The organism is Inhella proteolytica (assembly GCF_016093275.1).
Classification (GTDB): Bacteria; Pseudomonadota; Gammaproteobacteria; order Burkholderiales; family Burkholderiaceae_C; genus Inhella; species Inhella proteolytica.
Genome location: NZ_JAEDAK010000006.1, coordinates 65,365 through 79,745 on the forward strand (window position 1 = coordinate 65,365; position 14,381 = coordinate 79,745).

The following is a 14,381-nucleotide window of genomic DNA, read 5'->3' on the forward strand; positions in this document are numbered from 1 at the left end:
TGGTTCGGCGCCTGCGTCAGAAGCTCAGCCGCAGCCCCGCCATCACCGCCCGCCCCGGCAGCGGCGACAGCGGCCGCAGCGTGCCCACCGTGCTGGCGTTGTAGGCCAGCTGGTTGCCCAGGTTGTTGAGCTTGACGAAGGCCAGCCCGTCCGCGCCGGCCAGACGCAGGGCGTAGGCGGCCGAGAGGTGCAGCTGCGTCCAGGCGGGCGTGGGGCGGTCGTCGGTGGGCACGCGGTCCTGGCGCGTGGCGTGCTGCAGCTCGGCCTTCAGCGTCCAGGCCTGCTGCTGCCAGTGCAGGGCCAGGGTGGCGCGCAGCGGCGCCAGGCGGGGCAGGGGTTCGGCGCGCGCCAGGTTGTCGCCGCGCACGCTGTCCAGCCGCGCTTCGAGGTCCAGGCTGGCGCCGCCGCTCCACAGGCGCTGGCGGCCCTCCAGCTCCCAGCCCTGCAGCCGCGCGGGCACGCCCTGGAAGACGTAGACCGGCAGGCTGCGACCCTCTTCATCGATGACATCCGGCTCACCCGCGTGCATCAGCGCGATGTAGTTCGTGAAGCGGCTGTGGAAGACGCTGAGCCTGAGGTGGTCCGGCCCCTGCTGCCACTGCAGTGCCAGGTCGAGGTTGCGGCCGCGCTCCTTGGCCTGGGCCGCGTCGCCGCGCTCGAAGCTGGCGGTGGCGGCGTGCAGGCCGTTGGCGAAGAGCTCGTAGGCGGTGGGCGCGCGCTCGCTGAAGGCGGCGCTGCCGCTCAGCTGCCAGGGCGCGGCCAGCTGCCAGACCGCGCCCACCGAGGCGCTGCGCGGCGTGAAGCGGCGCTGCTGGGGCGCACCGAACTTCGGCTCGGCCGCCTCGGCGTCGCCGGCGGATTCCTGCCGGGCGCGTTCGACGCGCAGGCCGGCGCTCAGCTGCAGCGGCGCGCCCAGGCTCCACTGCTCGTGCAGGAAGGCGGCCACTGAGCGGTTGCGCGTGCCGGGCACGAAGGCCTCCTCACCCAGGGCCTCGAAGCGCGCGCGCTCGGCCTGCAGGCCGAGCACGCCTTCGAGCTGGCCCGCGCCCAGGGCCTGGCGCGCATGCACGGCCTCGATGCGCAGGTCGCCACCGCGGTTCTTGAAGGTGGTGCCGACGGCGCCGCTGCCTTCCACTTCCTCGTGCCGGTAGTCGCTCAGGCTGAGCTGGGCGCGCAGGGTGCTGAAGAAGCCGTCGAGCGCGCGCACTTCACCGGCCAGGGCCAGCTTGTCGCGCTGCATGCGGATGCGCACGTCCTCTTCGGCCACGATGCCGTAGTCGTTGCGGTAGCTGTCCAGGCTGGCACCCAGGTAGCCGTGGCGCCAGAGCAGCGAGCCGCCCAGCGCGCCGCCGTGGGCGCTGCTGTCGGAGTTGCGCACGCGCGTGCGGCGCTCCGGGCCTGCGCTGCCGCCCTCGCCGGCCCGCTCGAAGGCCGGCACGCGCAGGTCTGCGGTGCGGCGCCCGAAGGCGTCGGCGTGCAGGGCCAGGCCGGTGCCGCCGGTCTCGAACAGGGCGGAGAGCCCGCGCTCCTGGGTGGCGCCGCCGAAGCGGGCCTCGGCCGCGCCGGCCGGGCCGGCCAGCGGTGCGCGCGGGATGCGGTTGTCGATGGCGTTGACGACGCCGCCCACCGCGCTGCCGCCGTACAGCAGTGCGGCCGGGCCGCGCAGCACCTCGATGCGCTCGACCACCAGCGGGTCGATCGGCACCGCATGGTCAAAGCTCAGGCTGGAGGCATCCAGCGAGGCGCCGGCATTGCTGAGCACGCGGATGCGGTCGCCGTCCTGGCCGCGGATGACGGGGCGGTTGGCATTGGGGCCGAACCAGGTCGATGCCAGGCCGGGCAGGCCTTCCAGCGTTTCGCCCAGCGAGCCGCCGCGGCGCAGCGCCAGCTCGGTGCCGGCCAGGCTGCTGGCCGGCGCCGCGAACTGCTCGCTGCGCAAGGGGTTGCCGGTGACGATGACGGGCTGCAGGGCGGCCGTGTCGGCCCAGGCGCCGGCCTGGGCCAGCAAGGCGAGGAGGGGCAGTGCGCCCAGCGGCGCGCGGAAAGAGTTTCGGGTCATGAATGCGGTCCTCGCCCGCGCGGTGGCCGGCGGGCGGTCTGAAAACGGCGGGGCTCAGCGCAGCCCGCGGGGCCGGCGCTGAGGGATGGCAGGTTTCAGGCGAGGACGGGCGGGGCGCGCGCGAGCTGGCGCCGCCAGGGCGTGCGCGGCGTAGCGGACTGCGCGGCCCCGGGTGCCGGCTGCGCCAGCAGCTGCAGCAGGGGCAGGGCCGGCTCCGCGGCATCCGGCGCGCCATGGCAGAGCTGGTCCAGGGCCAGACAGTCGGCGGAGCCGGCCGCATGGTCGGCGTCCAGCTGCTGCAGCAGGTCCGGCGCGCCAGCCTGTGCCAGCTGGAGGCGCAGACCCGCCTGGCCGCCCGGGTGGACGACCGAGTGCGCCAGCGCCAGCCATTGCGCCAGCAGCACGCACGACAGCAGGACGGCCCAAAGCCGTCCGTGTCGAGGGGTGCTGATGCGTCGCATGGCCGGCATCGTAGAAGACCGGCCCGTGCCGGTCACAGGTCAGGGTGCGGCGGCCAGGCGCTCCAGCATCGCCACGATGGCGCGCTGCTGCGCGCCCTGACGGCCGGCAAAGCCGGCATCGGCGTAGCCCCACCAGTCCCAGCAGGCATTGGTGGCGGCCGCGCCGGTCTGCGGGTACAGCAGCACCAGGCGGTTGCTGGCCGCCCATTCGTTCAGGCCGCTGTGGCGCGCAAAGGCCTCGCCGATGGCCGCGCCATTCATGCGGCAGCCATGCAGGGCCACGTGCACGTGGCAGCCGCCGGCGGCGCAGGTTTGGGGGATGAAGACGTAGCCGGTGTCGGCCAGGTCGGCGCCGGCGTGGAAGGCGCGCTGATCAAAGGCCTGCAGCGTGCCCGCCGCGGCCTCGCCGCGCGGCTGCAGCGGACCGTGCAGATGCTGCAGCAGCGCGCTGGCCAGGTCGAAGCCGCAGGCCAGCAGGAAGGGGGGCTGCATCTGGTCGCAGGCACTGCCCTGGTCGCGCGTCACCCAGCCATGGGTGGCCGGCACGCCGGTTTCCAGCTGCAGCGCCAGCTCCGGCCGCAAGGCCTGCAGCTGCGTGGCCAGGGCGGCCGTGGTGCTGGGGGCGACGATGGTGTCGCGCGCACCGGCAAACAGGTAGGCCCGGCCACCGCGCGGCTGCGCCGGCAGGGCGCCCGAAGCCAGCGCCGCCTGGGCGCGTGCCAGCAGGGCCACGTCGTTCAGCGGGCTGCGGCCCAGGCAGGGGCCCAGGGCCTCGAACACCGAGCCGGCGCAGGCGTACGGCCCGCCGGCCACGGTGGCCAGTCCGCCTTCGAAGCGGGGCGATTGCGCCAGCCAGAGCTGCACGGCCATGTAGGCGCCGGAGGACACGCCGGAGACCGAGGCCGGGCCTTCGGTCTTCAGCGCGGGCAGGGCGGGGCGCTCCTCGGCCTGGGTTGCACTGGTAAAGGCCACCAGCGCGAGGAGTGAAGTCAAGCGAAGAAGGGATGTTGGCAATGACATGCGGCTTGAGCGCGGCTTTCGGGGCTAGATCACCCTGAACACACGCTTGAACTGTGATCGATCATTTGGAGCGAGCACTCTGTCTTGGAACTCGGCAGAGCATGCGCCGTTCTTTGCAAAGTTCTCCCGGCCCTGTCGCAGAGTCAATCCGTGGTTGGCTCCTGACGGCTCTTCCGGCTCGGCAACTCCACACCAATCCTGTTCCCAAAAGCAGACGGGACAGATCTCGTAGTCATGTCCAGATGGAATGGTGAAGTAGTCGCAGCAGTCACACTGAATAAGTCCAGGCGGATGGTTGGCTCTCATGGGTGAATAGCGAGACCCCACGGCGGAGGCAAATGGTGCAAGACCTCGGGGCGCGCAGTATTGCTGAGCGGCGGACAATCCGCGCCCCCATGCGCACCACCGAACTCCACGACGAACTCGAAGCCCTGTACCAGGCCCTGCTGGACAGCAGCCCGGGCTCGGTGGCGCGCGCCGGCCAGCGCGAGATGCTGCATGCCATCGGCGCGCAACTGGCGCAGGCCCGTTACGAGCCCGATCAGAGCGCGCGCATCTGCGTCGTCGAGGCCGGCACCGGCGTGGGCAAGACGCGCGCCTACCTGGCCGCGGCCATCACGCTGGCGCGGCGCGCCGGGGTCAAGGTGGTGGTCAGCACCTCCACCATCGCCCTGCAGGAGCAGGTGATGGGCAAGGACCTGCCCGAGTTGGCCAAGGCCATGGAGGTGCCGCCCGTGGTGGCCCTGCTGAAGGGGCGCGGGCGCTACCTCTGCCCGGTCAAGCTGGACCTGGCCTGCAACGGCGAGCAGACGCCGATGGCGCTGGAAGAACCGAGCGATGCGGCCGCCGTGCAGCAGGCCCCGCTGGAGCGCTTCGAGGCCCTGAAGAAGCGCTGGGGCAGCGGCGCCTGGAACGGCGAGCGTGACAGCCTGGGCCCGGACGACCTGGCGCTCTGGGGCTATCTGGCCGCCGACCGCCATGCCTGCACCAGCCGCCATTGCCCGCAGTTCCACGACTGCCCCTACTTCAACGCCAAGCGCGCCGCCAGCAAGGCCGACATCCTGGTGGCCAACCACGACCTGGTGCTGGCCAGCCTGCGCTCGGACTTGAGCAGCCTGCCCAGCGGCGAGCGCGCCATCTACATCTTTGACGAAGGCCACCACCTGCCCGCCACGGCGCTCTCGCACTTCGCCTGCGAAGCTTCCTTGAGCGAGCGGCGCTGGCTGCAGCGCCTGGACAAGGCCCTGGACCAGGCCGCGCGCTCGCTCAGCTACCCGCTCAACCTGGAAGGCTGCACCAGCCTGCTGAACCAGGCCCTGGACGACTTGCTGCGCGGCGTGATGCAAAGCCTGGGCAACGAGGCCATCGGCCAGCTGCATGAGGCCGCCGAGGACCGCACACCGGGCAGTGGCGGCGGCCCCAGCACGCGCATCCGGTTTGAGCGCGGCGAGCTGCCGCCCGAGCTGCTGCCGCTCTGGCAGGCGGTGGGCGAACAGGCGCACCGCCTGCATGCCAGGGCTACCGAGTTCAGCGCCTGGCTGAAGCAGGAGCGCGCCGAGGACGAGGAGCTGGCGCCCTTGATCGCCCAGCATGTCAGCGAGATCGGCGCGCCCTTCAAGCGCCTGAATGATTTGCTGGAAACCGCCGAGCTGATGCTGGACCTGGGTGAGCCCCCGGCTGCCAAGTGGCTGGACTTCGGTGTCGGCGGCGGCTCGCTGCGCGTGGTGGCGCGCGCCTGCCCGCTGTTCGCCAGCGGCGTGCTGCGCCGCCACCTGTGGCCGCTGCTGCGCGGGGCGGTCATCACCTCCGCCACGCTGCGCGCGCTCGGCCGTTTTGACTACTTCCTGAAAGACAGCGGCCTGGCCGGAATGCCGAATGTGCAGGCACTCGAAGTGGCCAGCCCCTTCAACTACGCCACCCAGGGCGAGTTCACCGTCGTGCAGACGAAAGCCAGCCCCAAGCAGGCGAGCGAGCACACGGCGGAAGTGGCCCGGCTGCTGGCGCAGGACCTGAAGGCGGTGGAGCACGGCGCGCTGGTGCTGTGCTCCAGCTGGGTGCAGCTGCATGCCATCGTGGCCGCGCTGCCGGCCAGCCTGCGCGGCCAGCTGCATGTGCAGGGCGAATCCGCGCGCGAGCAGCTGCTGCGCGCGCACCGCGCGGCGGTGGAGCGCGGCGAGCGCAGCATCCTGGTGGGCCTGCAGAGCTTCGGCGAGGGCCTGGACCTGCCGGGCCAGCAGTGCGAATGGGTCTTCATGCCCAAGCTGCCTTTCCTGACTCCTGACGACCCGGTGCAGGAAGCGCGCGCCGAATGGCTGGAGGCCAAGGGCCGCAGCAGCTTCAACGAACTGGTGGTGCCCGCCACCGGCGTGCGCCTGAACCAGTGGGCCGGCCGCGGCATCCGCAGCGAGCAGGACCATGCCCACATCGTCTGCTACGACGGCCGCCTGGCCAGCACGCCGTTTGGGCGGCAGTTGCTGGCGGGGCTGCCGGGCTTCACGAAGAAGCTGCGGCGGGATGGGGTCGAGACCCCGCTCTGATCAGGGCTGCGGCGTCTCCAGCTCCCCCGGGCGGGACACCGGGTTGTCCGCCACCGTCTGCAGGTAGTTCAGCCGCGACTCGCGGTGCGCGGCGCGGCGGCGGTCCACTTCGCAATGCACCTCGTAGTCGGGCTGCGCCTGGCGCAGCACGGGCGGCCAATCCCACACGCGTTCCTGCAGCATGCGCACGGTGGCGGTGGGCAGGGTGCCGAGCACCAGACGGCCGCAGTCGATCTTGGCCAGATCGGCGAACCGGCGGATGCCGCGCGGGCGGCAGCTGACCCAGACCCACAGACAGTCCGGCTCGACCCGCACGCGGTGCAGGGTGCAGGTGCTGCGCTGGGCCACCTGCAGCAGCAGGGCTTCCAGCTGGGGCTGCTGGCGGGCGTCCAGCAGGCGGCGGCAGCGCCGGGTGATCAGCGCCAGGGTCCAGTGTTCGAGGTCCATCTTTTTCTTCTCAGTCAACGGGCACGGCGAGGGGCCGTGCCTCCCGATCAGGCAATGGTGCTGCGCGGCCTGCGCGCTGTCTGTGACGTGAGACGAGTTGCGGCTTTTGTGGGGTGAGCGGCAAAGGCGCGGGGGCGAAACGCGCGGCAGCGCGCGCGCCGCCGGCGCGCAAAACCTGCCAGCCCGCTGGCAGACCCGCTGCCTAGATTGAGGCCCTCTTCTTCACCGTTCAAGGAACGACCATGTTTGACCATCTGGGACTGCGCGTGCGCGACCTCGGGCAAGCCACCCGCTTCTATGCCGAGACCCTGGCGCCGCTGGGCTACGGCCTGCAATCCGAGGGCGAGGGCTATGCCGGCTTCGGGCCGGCCGGCGCCCCTGAGCTCTGGCTGTATGCGCAGCCGCAGGGCGCCGTCACCGAGGCGCATGTCGCCTTCAAGGCGCCGAACCGCCAGTCCGTGCACGAGTTCCATGCGCGCGGGCTGGCGAACGGCGCGCGCTGCAACGGCGCCCCGGGGCCGCGCCCGGACTACAGCGAGACCTACTACGCCGCCTTCTTGATCGACGCCGATGGCAACAACATCGAAGCCGTGTGTTGTTGACCCCCCCCAGGGGGCGCCGCCAGCGGCCCGGCAAAGCCGGCTCCGCGGCGGCACTTGGTCAGGGTTCAGCCGCTTTGCTGGGATTGCGCGTGTGCGATCAAGGCCTGGCGCATGGGCTCGATCCACTCCGCCGGTGCGAGCAGTCGCGCCGGGGCGCCCAGCCAGGCCAGCAGCTCGCGCACGCGTTCGAACTCGTTCTCACCCCAGCAGAACTCGAACTGGCCGTCGGGCAAGGGGCGCAGCTCGGCGCTGCCGAAGAACCAGTCGCGGCCCAGGCGTTCGGCCTGGGCGGCGCTGATCAGCAGGCGCACCGGCGAGGTCTCGATCCAGCGCTGCATGGCCTCGCGCAGCCAGGGGCGTTGCTGCGCGGGGCGCCAGGGCGGCAGGCGGTCCAGCGCCAGGCGCTCGCCGGGCTGGCAATGGCGCACGCGGTCGGCGCGCAGGTGGCGCGGGCGCTCCAACTGGCCGCTGGGGTAGGCCACCAGGTACCAGAGCCCGCGGTCCAGCAGCAGGCCGGCGGGGTCGTAGTCGCGCGTCTCCGCGCCGTCGCGGTAGGGCGAGTGGTAGTCGATGCGCAGGCGCCGCCCTTCGAGCAGGGCCTCGACGAAGGTCTGCACCACCGCGCCGACCTGGCCGGCCGGGGCGGGCGAGGGGCGCTCGGGGTGGAAGCAGTCCTGCGCCAGCGGCTCCACGCGCAGCCAGCGCTGCGGCTGCTGCAGCAGCTCGGGCCGCGCCACGCGCGCGGCATTGGCGATCTTGCGTGCCGCGGTGTCCAGCGCGGCCGCAAAGGGTTGCGTGGGCAGGGTGCGCAACTGCTCGATGGCGAGCGTCAGCGCCAGGGTCTCGCTGCGCGTGAGCGCCAGCGGCGCCATCCGAAAGCCCGGCATCAGGCACAGGCCGCCGCCGCGGCCGGGCTCGCTGACCACGGGCACGCCGGCGTCCTGCAGGCGCTTCACATCGCGGTAGACGGTGCGCAGCGACACCCCCAGGCGCTGTGCCAGTTCGGGCGCGCTGACGGGCTTGTCCTCGTCCAGCGCCAGCACCAGGCCGAGCAGGCGATCGAGCGCGACGGGGGCCTGCATGGGGCGGGCGTCAGGGGCTGGCGTAGATGGGGCGTGTGCCGTGCGGATTGGGCTCGCGGCGGAAGCCCGCGGCCTCGAAGGGCGCCGGGGTGCCGGTCCACAGGAACACCGGCGCGGCCTGGGCGCTGCGTGGCTCGACCGGATAGCCCTCGACGCGCTGTGCGCCCTGCGCCAGTGCCCAGTCGCGCGCGGCGGCGATCAGCCCTGCGGCCAGGCCCTGGCGGCGCAGCGCGGAGGCGACGAACAGGCAGCTGATGCACCAGACGCCGGCTTCGCCCGGCGTGAGACGCAGCACGCGGGAGGTCTTGAAGTAGCTGAACTGCCCGCGCGGCGCCACCGACACCCAGCCCACCGGCCGCTCGCCCTGATAGCCCAGCAACCCGATCGGCTCGCCGCGTTCCCACAGTGCCTGCAGCGCGGCGCGGTTGCCCGCGCCCTTGCCGGCTTCAAAGTCCTTGCGCGTACGCCGCCACACCATGCACCAGCAGCCGCCGCAGGCACCGCGCGCGCCGAACAGGGCTTCCAAATCGGCCCAGGGCGCCTGCGCCGCCGGCACGGAGCGCAGCTCAGACATGGCCCTGCTCCCGGTAGCTCTGCAGCCCGGCCGCGGTGAGCTGCGCCAGTTCTCCGAACAGCTCAGGTTCCACGCGCTTGAAGTTGAAGCAGCTCTTGCCCTGCATGCGCTGGCGCAGGCCGGGGCTGATGCCTTCCAGCAGCGCCGGCCTCACGTACACCGGCATCAGGTAGTAGCTGACGTAGTGCTTCTTGATCTGCGCCGAGCCGAAGAACAGCGGCTGCCCGTTGGGCATCACGTGGTCGGTGTCGAGGTAGTAGCAGTCCGGCGTGTCGGTGCGCAGCACCAGGCCGGCGGCCTGGGCGCGCAGCAGTTCGCGCAGCGCGGCGAAGGGGGCGTGCAGGTCGGCGGGCATGGTGGCAGTCTAGGCAGGGCGGCTGCCAGCGGGGTGGCAGGGTTGGTGCGCCCGCCCCGCGACCTCAGATGCGGCCGGGCTCCGGCCCGCGCGCCGGCCCGAACCAGGCGCGCTGCAGCGCCGCGCGGGTGCTGCGCGCGCTGGCGGCATCGCCCTTGCGTTCGTACACGGCCTGCAGGCCGGCCAGCGCCCAGCCGTTGTTGCGCACCCGCGCCAGGGCCTCGCGCAGCGCGGCCTCGGCTTCGTCCAGCCGGCCCTGGCGCAGGCGCAGCGCGCCCAGGGATTGGCGCACCGGGTAGTACCAGTAGGGCGGCTCCATATAGGCCAGGCCGTCTTCGATGGCGATGGCGGCCTCGTAGGCCAGGGCGGCGGCGTCCAGCTCGCCGCGGGCCTCGGCCAGGCGCGCGGCGCTGACCCAGCGTGCCGTCTGCACCACCGCCAGGGCCGGCACGCCCCAGGCCTCGAAGGGCTTGAAGTCGGCCTCGCGCTCCAGGCGGGCCAGGGCCTCGACTTCCTGCTGCGCCTCGTCCAGCCGGCCCAGGCGCGCCAGCGCCAGGGTGCGCGCGTGGCGGTGCATGGCCTGCAGCAGCACCAGCTCGGGTGGCGGTGCGGGCAGGGCCAGCACGGTTTCGGGGCGGCTGAAGAGCGCGTGCACGCCAAAGGGCGCGGCCTTCAGGGGCTGCAGCGCCGCCACGGCACGCACGGTGTCCAGCGGCAGCGCGGCGTCCAGTTTGGCCGCCGCCTGCAGCGCGCTCGGGCCATCGCCGCCCAGTTGGGCGGCCACCATCAGGAAGTGGATGTTGTGCGGGTAGTAGGCCGAGCGGTACATCGCGTCCGAGGGCGAGGTCTTGAAGTAGGCCTCGTCCGCCGCAATGGCCTGCTGGTTGGCGCGCAGCGCGTCGCGGTACAGGCCGACGCGGTAATAGATGTGCGCCGGCATGTGCACCATGTGACCGGCACCGGGCATCAGTGCGGCCAGGCGGCGCGCTGGCTTCAGCGCGCGCTCGGGCCGGTTCGAGGCCTCGACCGCGTGGATGTAGAGGTGGATGGCGCCCGGGTGGCTGGGGCTGCGCTTCAGCACCGTCTCCAGCGCCTGCACGATGGCGGCGGCGCGCCCCTTGGGTTCGGCGCCGCCGACCTGCCAGTAGTCCCAGGCCTGGGTGTTCATGGCGGCCTCGGCGGCCAGCACCTGCAGCAGGTCCTCGCGCGGGTGCTGGGCCGCCAGGGCCTGCAGGGCGTCGGCGAAGGCGGCGTCCAGGCTGGCCCGCTCGGCCGCCGGGTCGGCGCTGTAGCGCTTCTCCAGCGCCTCGATCAGGCCGCGCTGCAGCGGCGGCAGACCGGTCTTCAGCGCCGCCGCTCGCCCCAGCGCGGCCAGGGCCGGGGTCTGCGCCTCGGGGGCCATCGGGGCGTTGATGTTCGGGCCCAGCACCCAGGCCTCGCCCCAGTGGCAGAGCGCGCAGCCCGGGTCCAGGCGCTGCGCGGCCTGGAAGGCGCGCTGCGCCTCGGCATGGTTGAAGGCGAAGGCCAGGCGCAGGCCCTGGTCGAAGTAGGCCTGCGCCTGCGGGCGGCCGCGGCCGAGCGGGACGCTCAGCGTGCCCAGATTGCGGTACAGCGGCACCGGGCCGGGCGCCGCCTGCCCGGGCTGGGGCGGGAAGGGGCTGGTTTCGGGCTTGCCCAGGGCCGCCAGGCGCAGGGCCTGCGGGGGCGGGCCGCAGCGCGCGCTGCCGGGGTCGAAGAGCGGGTCGAACTGTGGGGCGGGGGCTTGCCCGGGCCCCAGTGCGGCCAGGGCCACCAGCATCAGCAAACCGGTCTTCATGGCGCCCCCTGCGGCGTGGGAAAGGGCCGACTCTGGCACCGCAGCCCGGGCGCCGCAAGCGCCCAGGGCCTCAGCGCCAGCCGAACATCAGCTGCCGCGCCAGCGCCCCGCGCAGCGGCGGCAGGGCCTGCAGCAGGCGCAGGCCGGCCTCGCGCGCCAGGCCCAGGGCCGCGCCCTCGCCGGTGAACACGCGCGCCAGGCCGTCGGTGGTGCCCAGCAGCGCCAGGCGGTCGGGCTGGCGCTGGCGCTCGAAGCGCGCCAGCGCGGCGTCGAGCGAGCCGCCATCGCGCAGGCAGCTCACCAGCTGGTGGGCATCGCGCAGGCCCAGGTTCAGGCCCTGGCCGGCCACCGGGTGCAGGGCCTGCGCCGCGTTGCCGATGCGCAGCAGGCGCCCTTGCACCAGGCGCGGCTGGGCGTTCAGGCCGAGCGGGAAGGGCTTGAGCGCGCCCTCGATGCCCTGCACCGCCTGGGCGCAGGCCGGCAGCAGGGCGCGCAGGCGGGCCTCGCTCAGCTGCTGCGGGGCTTCGTCGGCCGCGGTGCACCAGACCAGCGAGGCGCGCCGCCCGGCGGCGTCGTCCGGCAGTGGCAGCACCGCCAGCGGGCCCTGGCGCGTGAAGCGCTCCACCGCCAGGCCGCGCGGCCAGCTGGTCGCCAGGCGCAGCGTGCCAATCCAGGCCGTCTGGCCGTAATCGCGCCGCCAGGGGCGCGGCGCCTGCTCGGTGAACAGGCCGCCCTCGGCCAGCACCACCAGGTCGAAGGCCTCGGCCACGCCGGCATCCAGTTCGATGCGGCCATCGGCCAGGGTCTTCAGCTCCGTCACCTTCTGGCCGCCGCGGCTGGCCAGGCGTGGTGAGGAAAGCCCCAGCCAGGCCTGCTCCAGCGGCTGCAGCACATCGCCGTACGGCAGCACGGCGCCCAGCAGGGGCTGGCCGAGCTCGGCGGCGCGCAGGCGCAGGTCGGTGCGGCCCGGCGCCACCTGGCTGACGGAGACCTCCAGGATCGGCTCGGCGCGCGCCGGCTCCCAGGCACCCAGGCGCTGCAGCTGCTGAACGCTGCCCAGGTTCAGCGCCAGCACGCGCGCGTCGGCGCTGCGCTGGCCGTCCAGTGCGCGGGCGTCGAAGAGCTGCAGCTCGCACCCCGGCAGGGCGCGCGCGGCCTGCAGCGCGAAGGCCAGGCCCACCGGGCCGGCGCCCACCACAGCGATTCGGAAGGACTTGTGCGGGTTCATCGGCGCGAATCGTACGGACTGGCTATCGTGCGGCCCTTGTCTTCGTTCCCCGCCTGACCATGCACTACAACCGTCTGGGCCGCTCCGGCCTCAAGGTCTCGGCCCTTTCGCTGGGCTCCTGGATCACGTATCACAACCAGGTCGACACGAACTCCGCCGTCGAACTGATGGCCGCCGCCTTCGATGCAGGCGTGAACTTCTTCGACAACGCCGAGGTCTACGCCAAGGGCCAGAGCGAGGTGGTGATGGGCGAGGCGCTCAAGAAGCTCGCCTGGCCGCGCCTGAACTACATCGTCAGCACCAAGTTCTTCTGGGGCCTGGAGCGCGAGGGCAACACCATCAACCGCATGGACACGCTGAACCGCAAGTACCTGATGCAGGCGCTCGACGGTTCCTTGAAGCGCATGCAGCTCGATTTCATCGATCTCATCTACTGCCACCGCCCCGACCCGCACACCCCGATCGAGGAGACCGTGTGGGCCATGCACAACCTGATCGAGCAGGGCAAGGCGCTGTACTGGGGCACCAGTGAGTGGCCGGCCGATGCGATCCGCGCCGCCTACGAGATCGCCGAGCGCCACCACCTGCACAAGCCGCTGATGGAGCAGCCGCAGTACCACCTGCTGCATCGCAAGCGCGTGGAGCAGGAGTACGCCCGCCTGTACGACGAGATCGGCCTGGGCCTGACGACCTGGAGCCCGTTGGCTTCGGGCCTGCTGACCGGCAAGTACCGTCAGGGCGTGCCGGCCGGCAGCCGCGGTGACAGCCAGGCCTGGCTGCGCGACCAGCTGGTGGACCCGGCCCGCAATGCCGTGGTGGCGCAGCTGGAGCCCATCGCCGCCGAGCTGGGCGGCAGCCTGGCGCAGCTGGCCGTGGCCTGGCTGACTAAAAATGAGCGCGTCTCCACCGTCATCCTGGGCGCCAGCAAGCGCAGCCAGCTGGACGACAACCTCGGCGCGCTGGCGCTGCGCGACAAGCTCACCCCTGAGGTGATGGCGCGCATCGACGAGATCTGCCTGCCGCACGCGCAGTAAGCGCCTCGGGCCGGGCTCAGGCGGGCGCCAGCACCACGCGGTTGCGCCCGCCGGCCTTGGCGCGGTAGAGCGCGGCGTCGGCGTCGCGCAGCAGGGCGGCGCGGTCACGCCCGGCGCTGTGGGCCAGACCCAGGCTGACCGTGAGCGCGATCGGCCCGCCTTGCCAGGGCAGCGGCTGCTCGGCCAGCGCGGCGCGCAGGCGCTCGGCCATCGCGGCGCCCTGCTCGGGCAGGGTTTGCGGCAGCAGCAGGAACTCCTCGCCGCCCCAGCGCGCCAGCAGGTCCTCGGTGCGCAGGCGCGGCAGCCAGCAGGCTGCCAGGTGGCGCAGGGCGGCGTCGCCGGCGTCATGGCCATGCTGGTCATTGACGCGCTTGAAGTGGTCCAGATCGGCCAGCAGCACGCAGCAGCCTGCGCCCGCATGGCGCTGCGCACGCGCCAGCTCCTGCTGCAGGCGGCGCTCCATCTGGCGCCGGTTGGGCAGGCCGGTGAGGGCGTCGTGTTCGCCCTGGCGGCGGATGATGATCAGCAGCCTGGCCACCACGCAGGCCACCAGGCTGAGGTTCATCAGCAGCGTGAGCAACACAAAGCTCCACAGCATGGCCAGGCCGTCGGCCGGCACCTCTTCGTTGTGCTGCCCCAGCAGGCTGAAGAGGCGCAGCAGCATCACCGCCGTCAGCAGCGCGAAGGGGGCGGCCAGCAACAGGCCGGCCCACGGGTTGAATTCGCGCCGCGCGGCGCGCCACACCTGCTCCACCAGACCACCCGCCAGCAGGGCCACGGCACTGGAGTAGAGGAAGGTGTAGGCGAAAGTTGAGCTGGCCTGCGGCGGCAGGCTGGCGTAGGCGATGGCACACACCGCAAAGGCGAGCAGCGGCACGCGGCGCGCCGGCCCCAGCTCGAACAGGTGCTGCACGCCTTCGCGCAGCAGCACGAAGGCAGCGATGCCAAACAAGTCGGACACCGCCCAGGTCCACCAGCTGGGTGCCGCTCCGCGCTGCTGGGACAGCAGCAGGCTGAACCAGAACAGCACATTGCCGAGCGCGAAACGGCTGCTGGCCGCCTGCGCCACGCGCAGCGGCCAAGCCATCACGGCCCACAAGAAAGCGGCCGTGCCGGCCAGCACACAGACCACCCACATCAGCAAGGCGTTGGTGGTCATGCGCAGG

14 protein-coding genes are annotated in these 14,381 nt (G+C 72.7%); 3 read left to right on the forward strand and 11 right to left on the reverse strand.

The genetic code is table 11. The features are described 5' to 3' along the window. Window positions 1-16 precede the first annotated feature (16 nt). From I7X39_RS10180 to I7X39_RS23815, 4 genes are all read right to left on the reverse strand, one after another. A complete protein-coding gene (locus I7X39_RS10180; protein ID WP_198111042.1) occupies window positions 17-2,059 on the reverse strand; it encodes a TonB-dependent receptor in 2,043 nt (680 codons plus the stop codon). Window positions 2,060-2,154: 95 nt separating this feature from the next. Then, window positions 2,155-2,520 (reverse strand): hypothetical protein, encoded by a 366-nt coding sequence (locus tag I7X39_RS10185; RefSeq protein ID WP_198111043.1) that lies wholly within the window; start codon window positions 2,518-2,520, stop codon window positions 2,155-2,157. Between the two features lie 39 nt (window positions 2,521-2,559). Continuing rightward, window positions 2,560-3,513 (reverse strand): alpha/beta hydrolase family protein, encoded by a 954-nt coding sequence (locus I7X39_RS10190; protein WP_198111044.1) that lies wholly within the window; start codon window positions 3,511-3,513, stop codon window positions 2,560-2,562. A gap of 51 nt (window positions 3,514-3,564) precedes the next feature. Next, entirely contained in the window at window positions 3,565-3,846 is a 282-nt protein-coding gene (locus I7X39_RS23815) for a CPCC family cysteine-rich protein (protein ID WP_198111045.1), read from the reverse strand. An 89-nt stretch (window positions 3,847-3,935) separates the two neighbouring features. On the opposite strand from I7X39_RS23815, the gene dinG reads away from it, so the two are divergent. Beyond that, entirely contained in the window at window positions 3,936-6,077 is a 2,142-nt protein-coding gene (gene dinG / locus I7X39_RS10200) for an ATP-dependent DNA helicase DinG (protein ID WP_198111046.1), read from the forward strand. Here dinG and I7X39_RS10205 read toward each other — a convergent pair whose 3' ends face one another. Further along, window positions 6,078-6,524: a hypothetical protein gene (locus I7X39_RS10205; protein WP_198111047.1), complete on the reverse strand. Its 447-nt coding sequence runs from the start codon at window positions 6,522-6,524 to the stop codon at window positions 6,078-6,080. It abuts the gene before it with no gap. 242 nt (window positions 6,525-6,766) lie between these two features. On the opposite strand from I7X39_RS10205, the gene I7X39_RS10210 reads away from it, so the two are divergent. After that, window positions 6,767-7,126, forward strand: coding sequence for a VOC family protein (locus I7X39_RS10210; RefSeq protein WP_198111048.1), 360 nt, complete (start codon window positions 6,767-6,769; stop codon window positions 7,124-7,126). Between the two features lie 65 nt (window positions 7,127-7,191). Here I7X39_RS10210 and I7X39_RS10215 read toward each other — a convergent pair whose 3' ends face one another. The 5 genes from I7X39_RS10215 to I7X39_RS10235 form a co-directional block, all read right to left on the reverse strand. Further along, window positions 7,192-8,208, reverse strand: a complete 1,017-nt coding sequence (locus I7X39_RS10215) for a helix-turn-helix transcriptional regulator (RefSeq protein WP_198111049.1) — start codon at window positions 8,206-8,208, stop codon at window positions 7,192-7,194. 10 nt (window positions 8,209-8,218) lie between these two features. Next, a complete protein-coding gene (locus I7X39_RS10220; protein ID WP_198111050.1) occupies window positions 8,219-8,782 on the reverse strand; it encodes a GNAT family N-acetyltransferase in 564 nt (187 codons plus the stop codon). Then, the gene (locus I7X39_RS10225; protein WP_198111051.1) at window positions 8,775-9,137 is read right to left on the reverse strand and encodes a hypothetical protein; all 363 of its coding nucleotides are present in this window, start codon (window positions 9,135-9,137) and stop codon (window positions 8,775-8,777) included. Before I7X39_RS10225 ends, I7X39_RS10220 begins: the two co-directional genes overlap by 8 nt. 64 nt (window positions 9,138-9,201) lie before the next feature. After that, entirely contained in the window at window positions 9,202-10,953 is a 1,752-nt protein-coding gene (locus I7X39_RS23695) for a hypothetical protein (protein WP_198111052.1), read from the reverse strand. Between the two features lie 70 nt (window positions 10,954-11,023). After that, entirely contained in the window at window positions 11,024-12,181 is a 1,158-nt protein-coding gene (locus I7X39_RS10235; protein ID WP_198111053.1) for an FAD-dependent monooxygenase, read from the reverse strand. A gap of 59 nt (window positions 12,182-12,240) precedes the next feature. Here I7X39_RS10235 and I7X39_RS10240 point away from each other — a divergent pair, with 59 nt between their 5' ends. After that, window positions 12,241-13,215 carry a potassium channel beta subunit family protein gene (locus tag I7X39_RS10240; RefSeq protein WP_198111054.1) on the forward strand — a complete coding sequence of 325 codons (975 nt, stop codon included), beginning with the start codon at window positions 12,241-12,243 and terminating at the stop codon, window positions 13,213-13,215. A 16-nt stretch (window positions 13,216-13,231) separates the two neighbouring features. Here the strand turns inward: I7X39_RS10240 and I7X39_RS10245 are convergent, their stop codons facing one another. Then, window positions 13,232-14,374 carry a GGDEF domain-containing protein gene (locus tag I7X39_RS10245; protein WP_198111055.1) on the reverse strand — a complete coding sequence of 381 codons (1,143 nt, stop codon included), beginning with the start codon at window positions 14,372-14,374 and terminating at the stop codon, window positions 13,232-13,234. Window positions 14,375-14,381 lie beyond the last annotated feature (7 nt).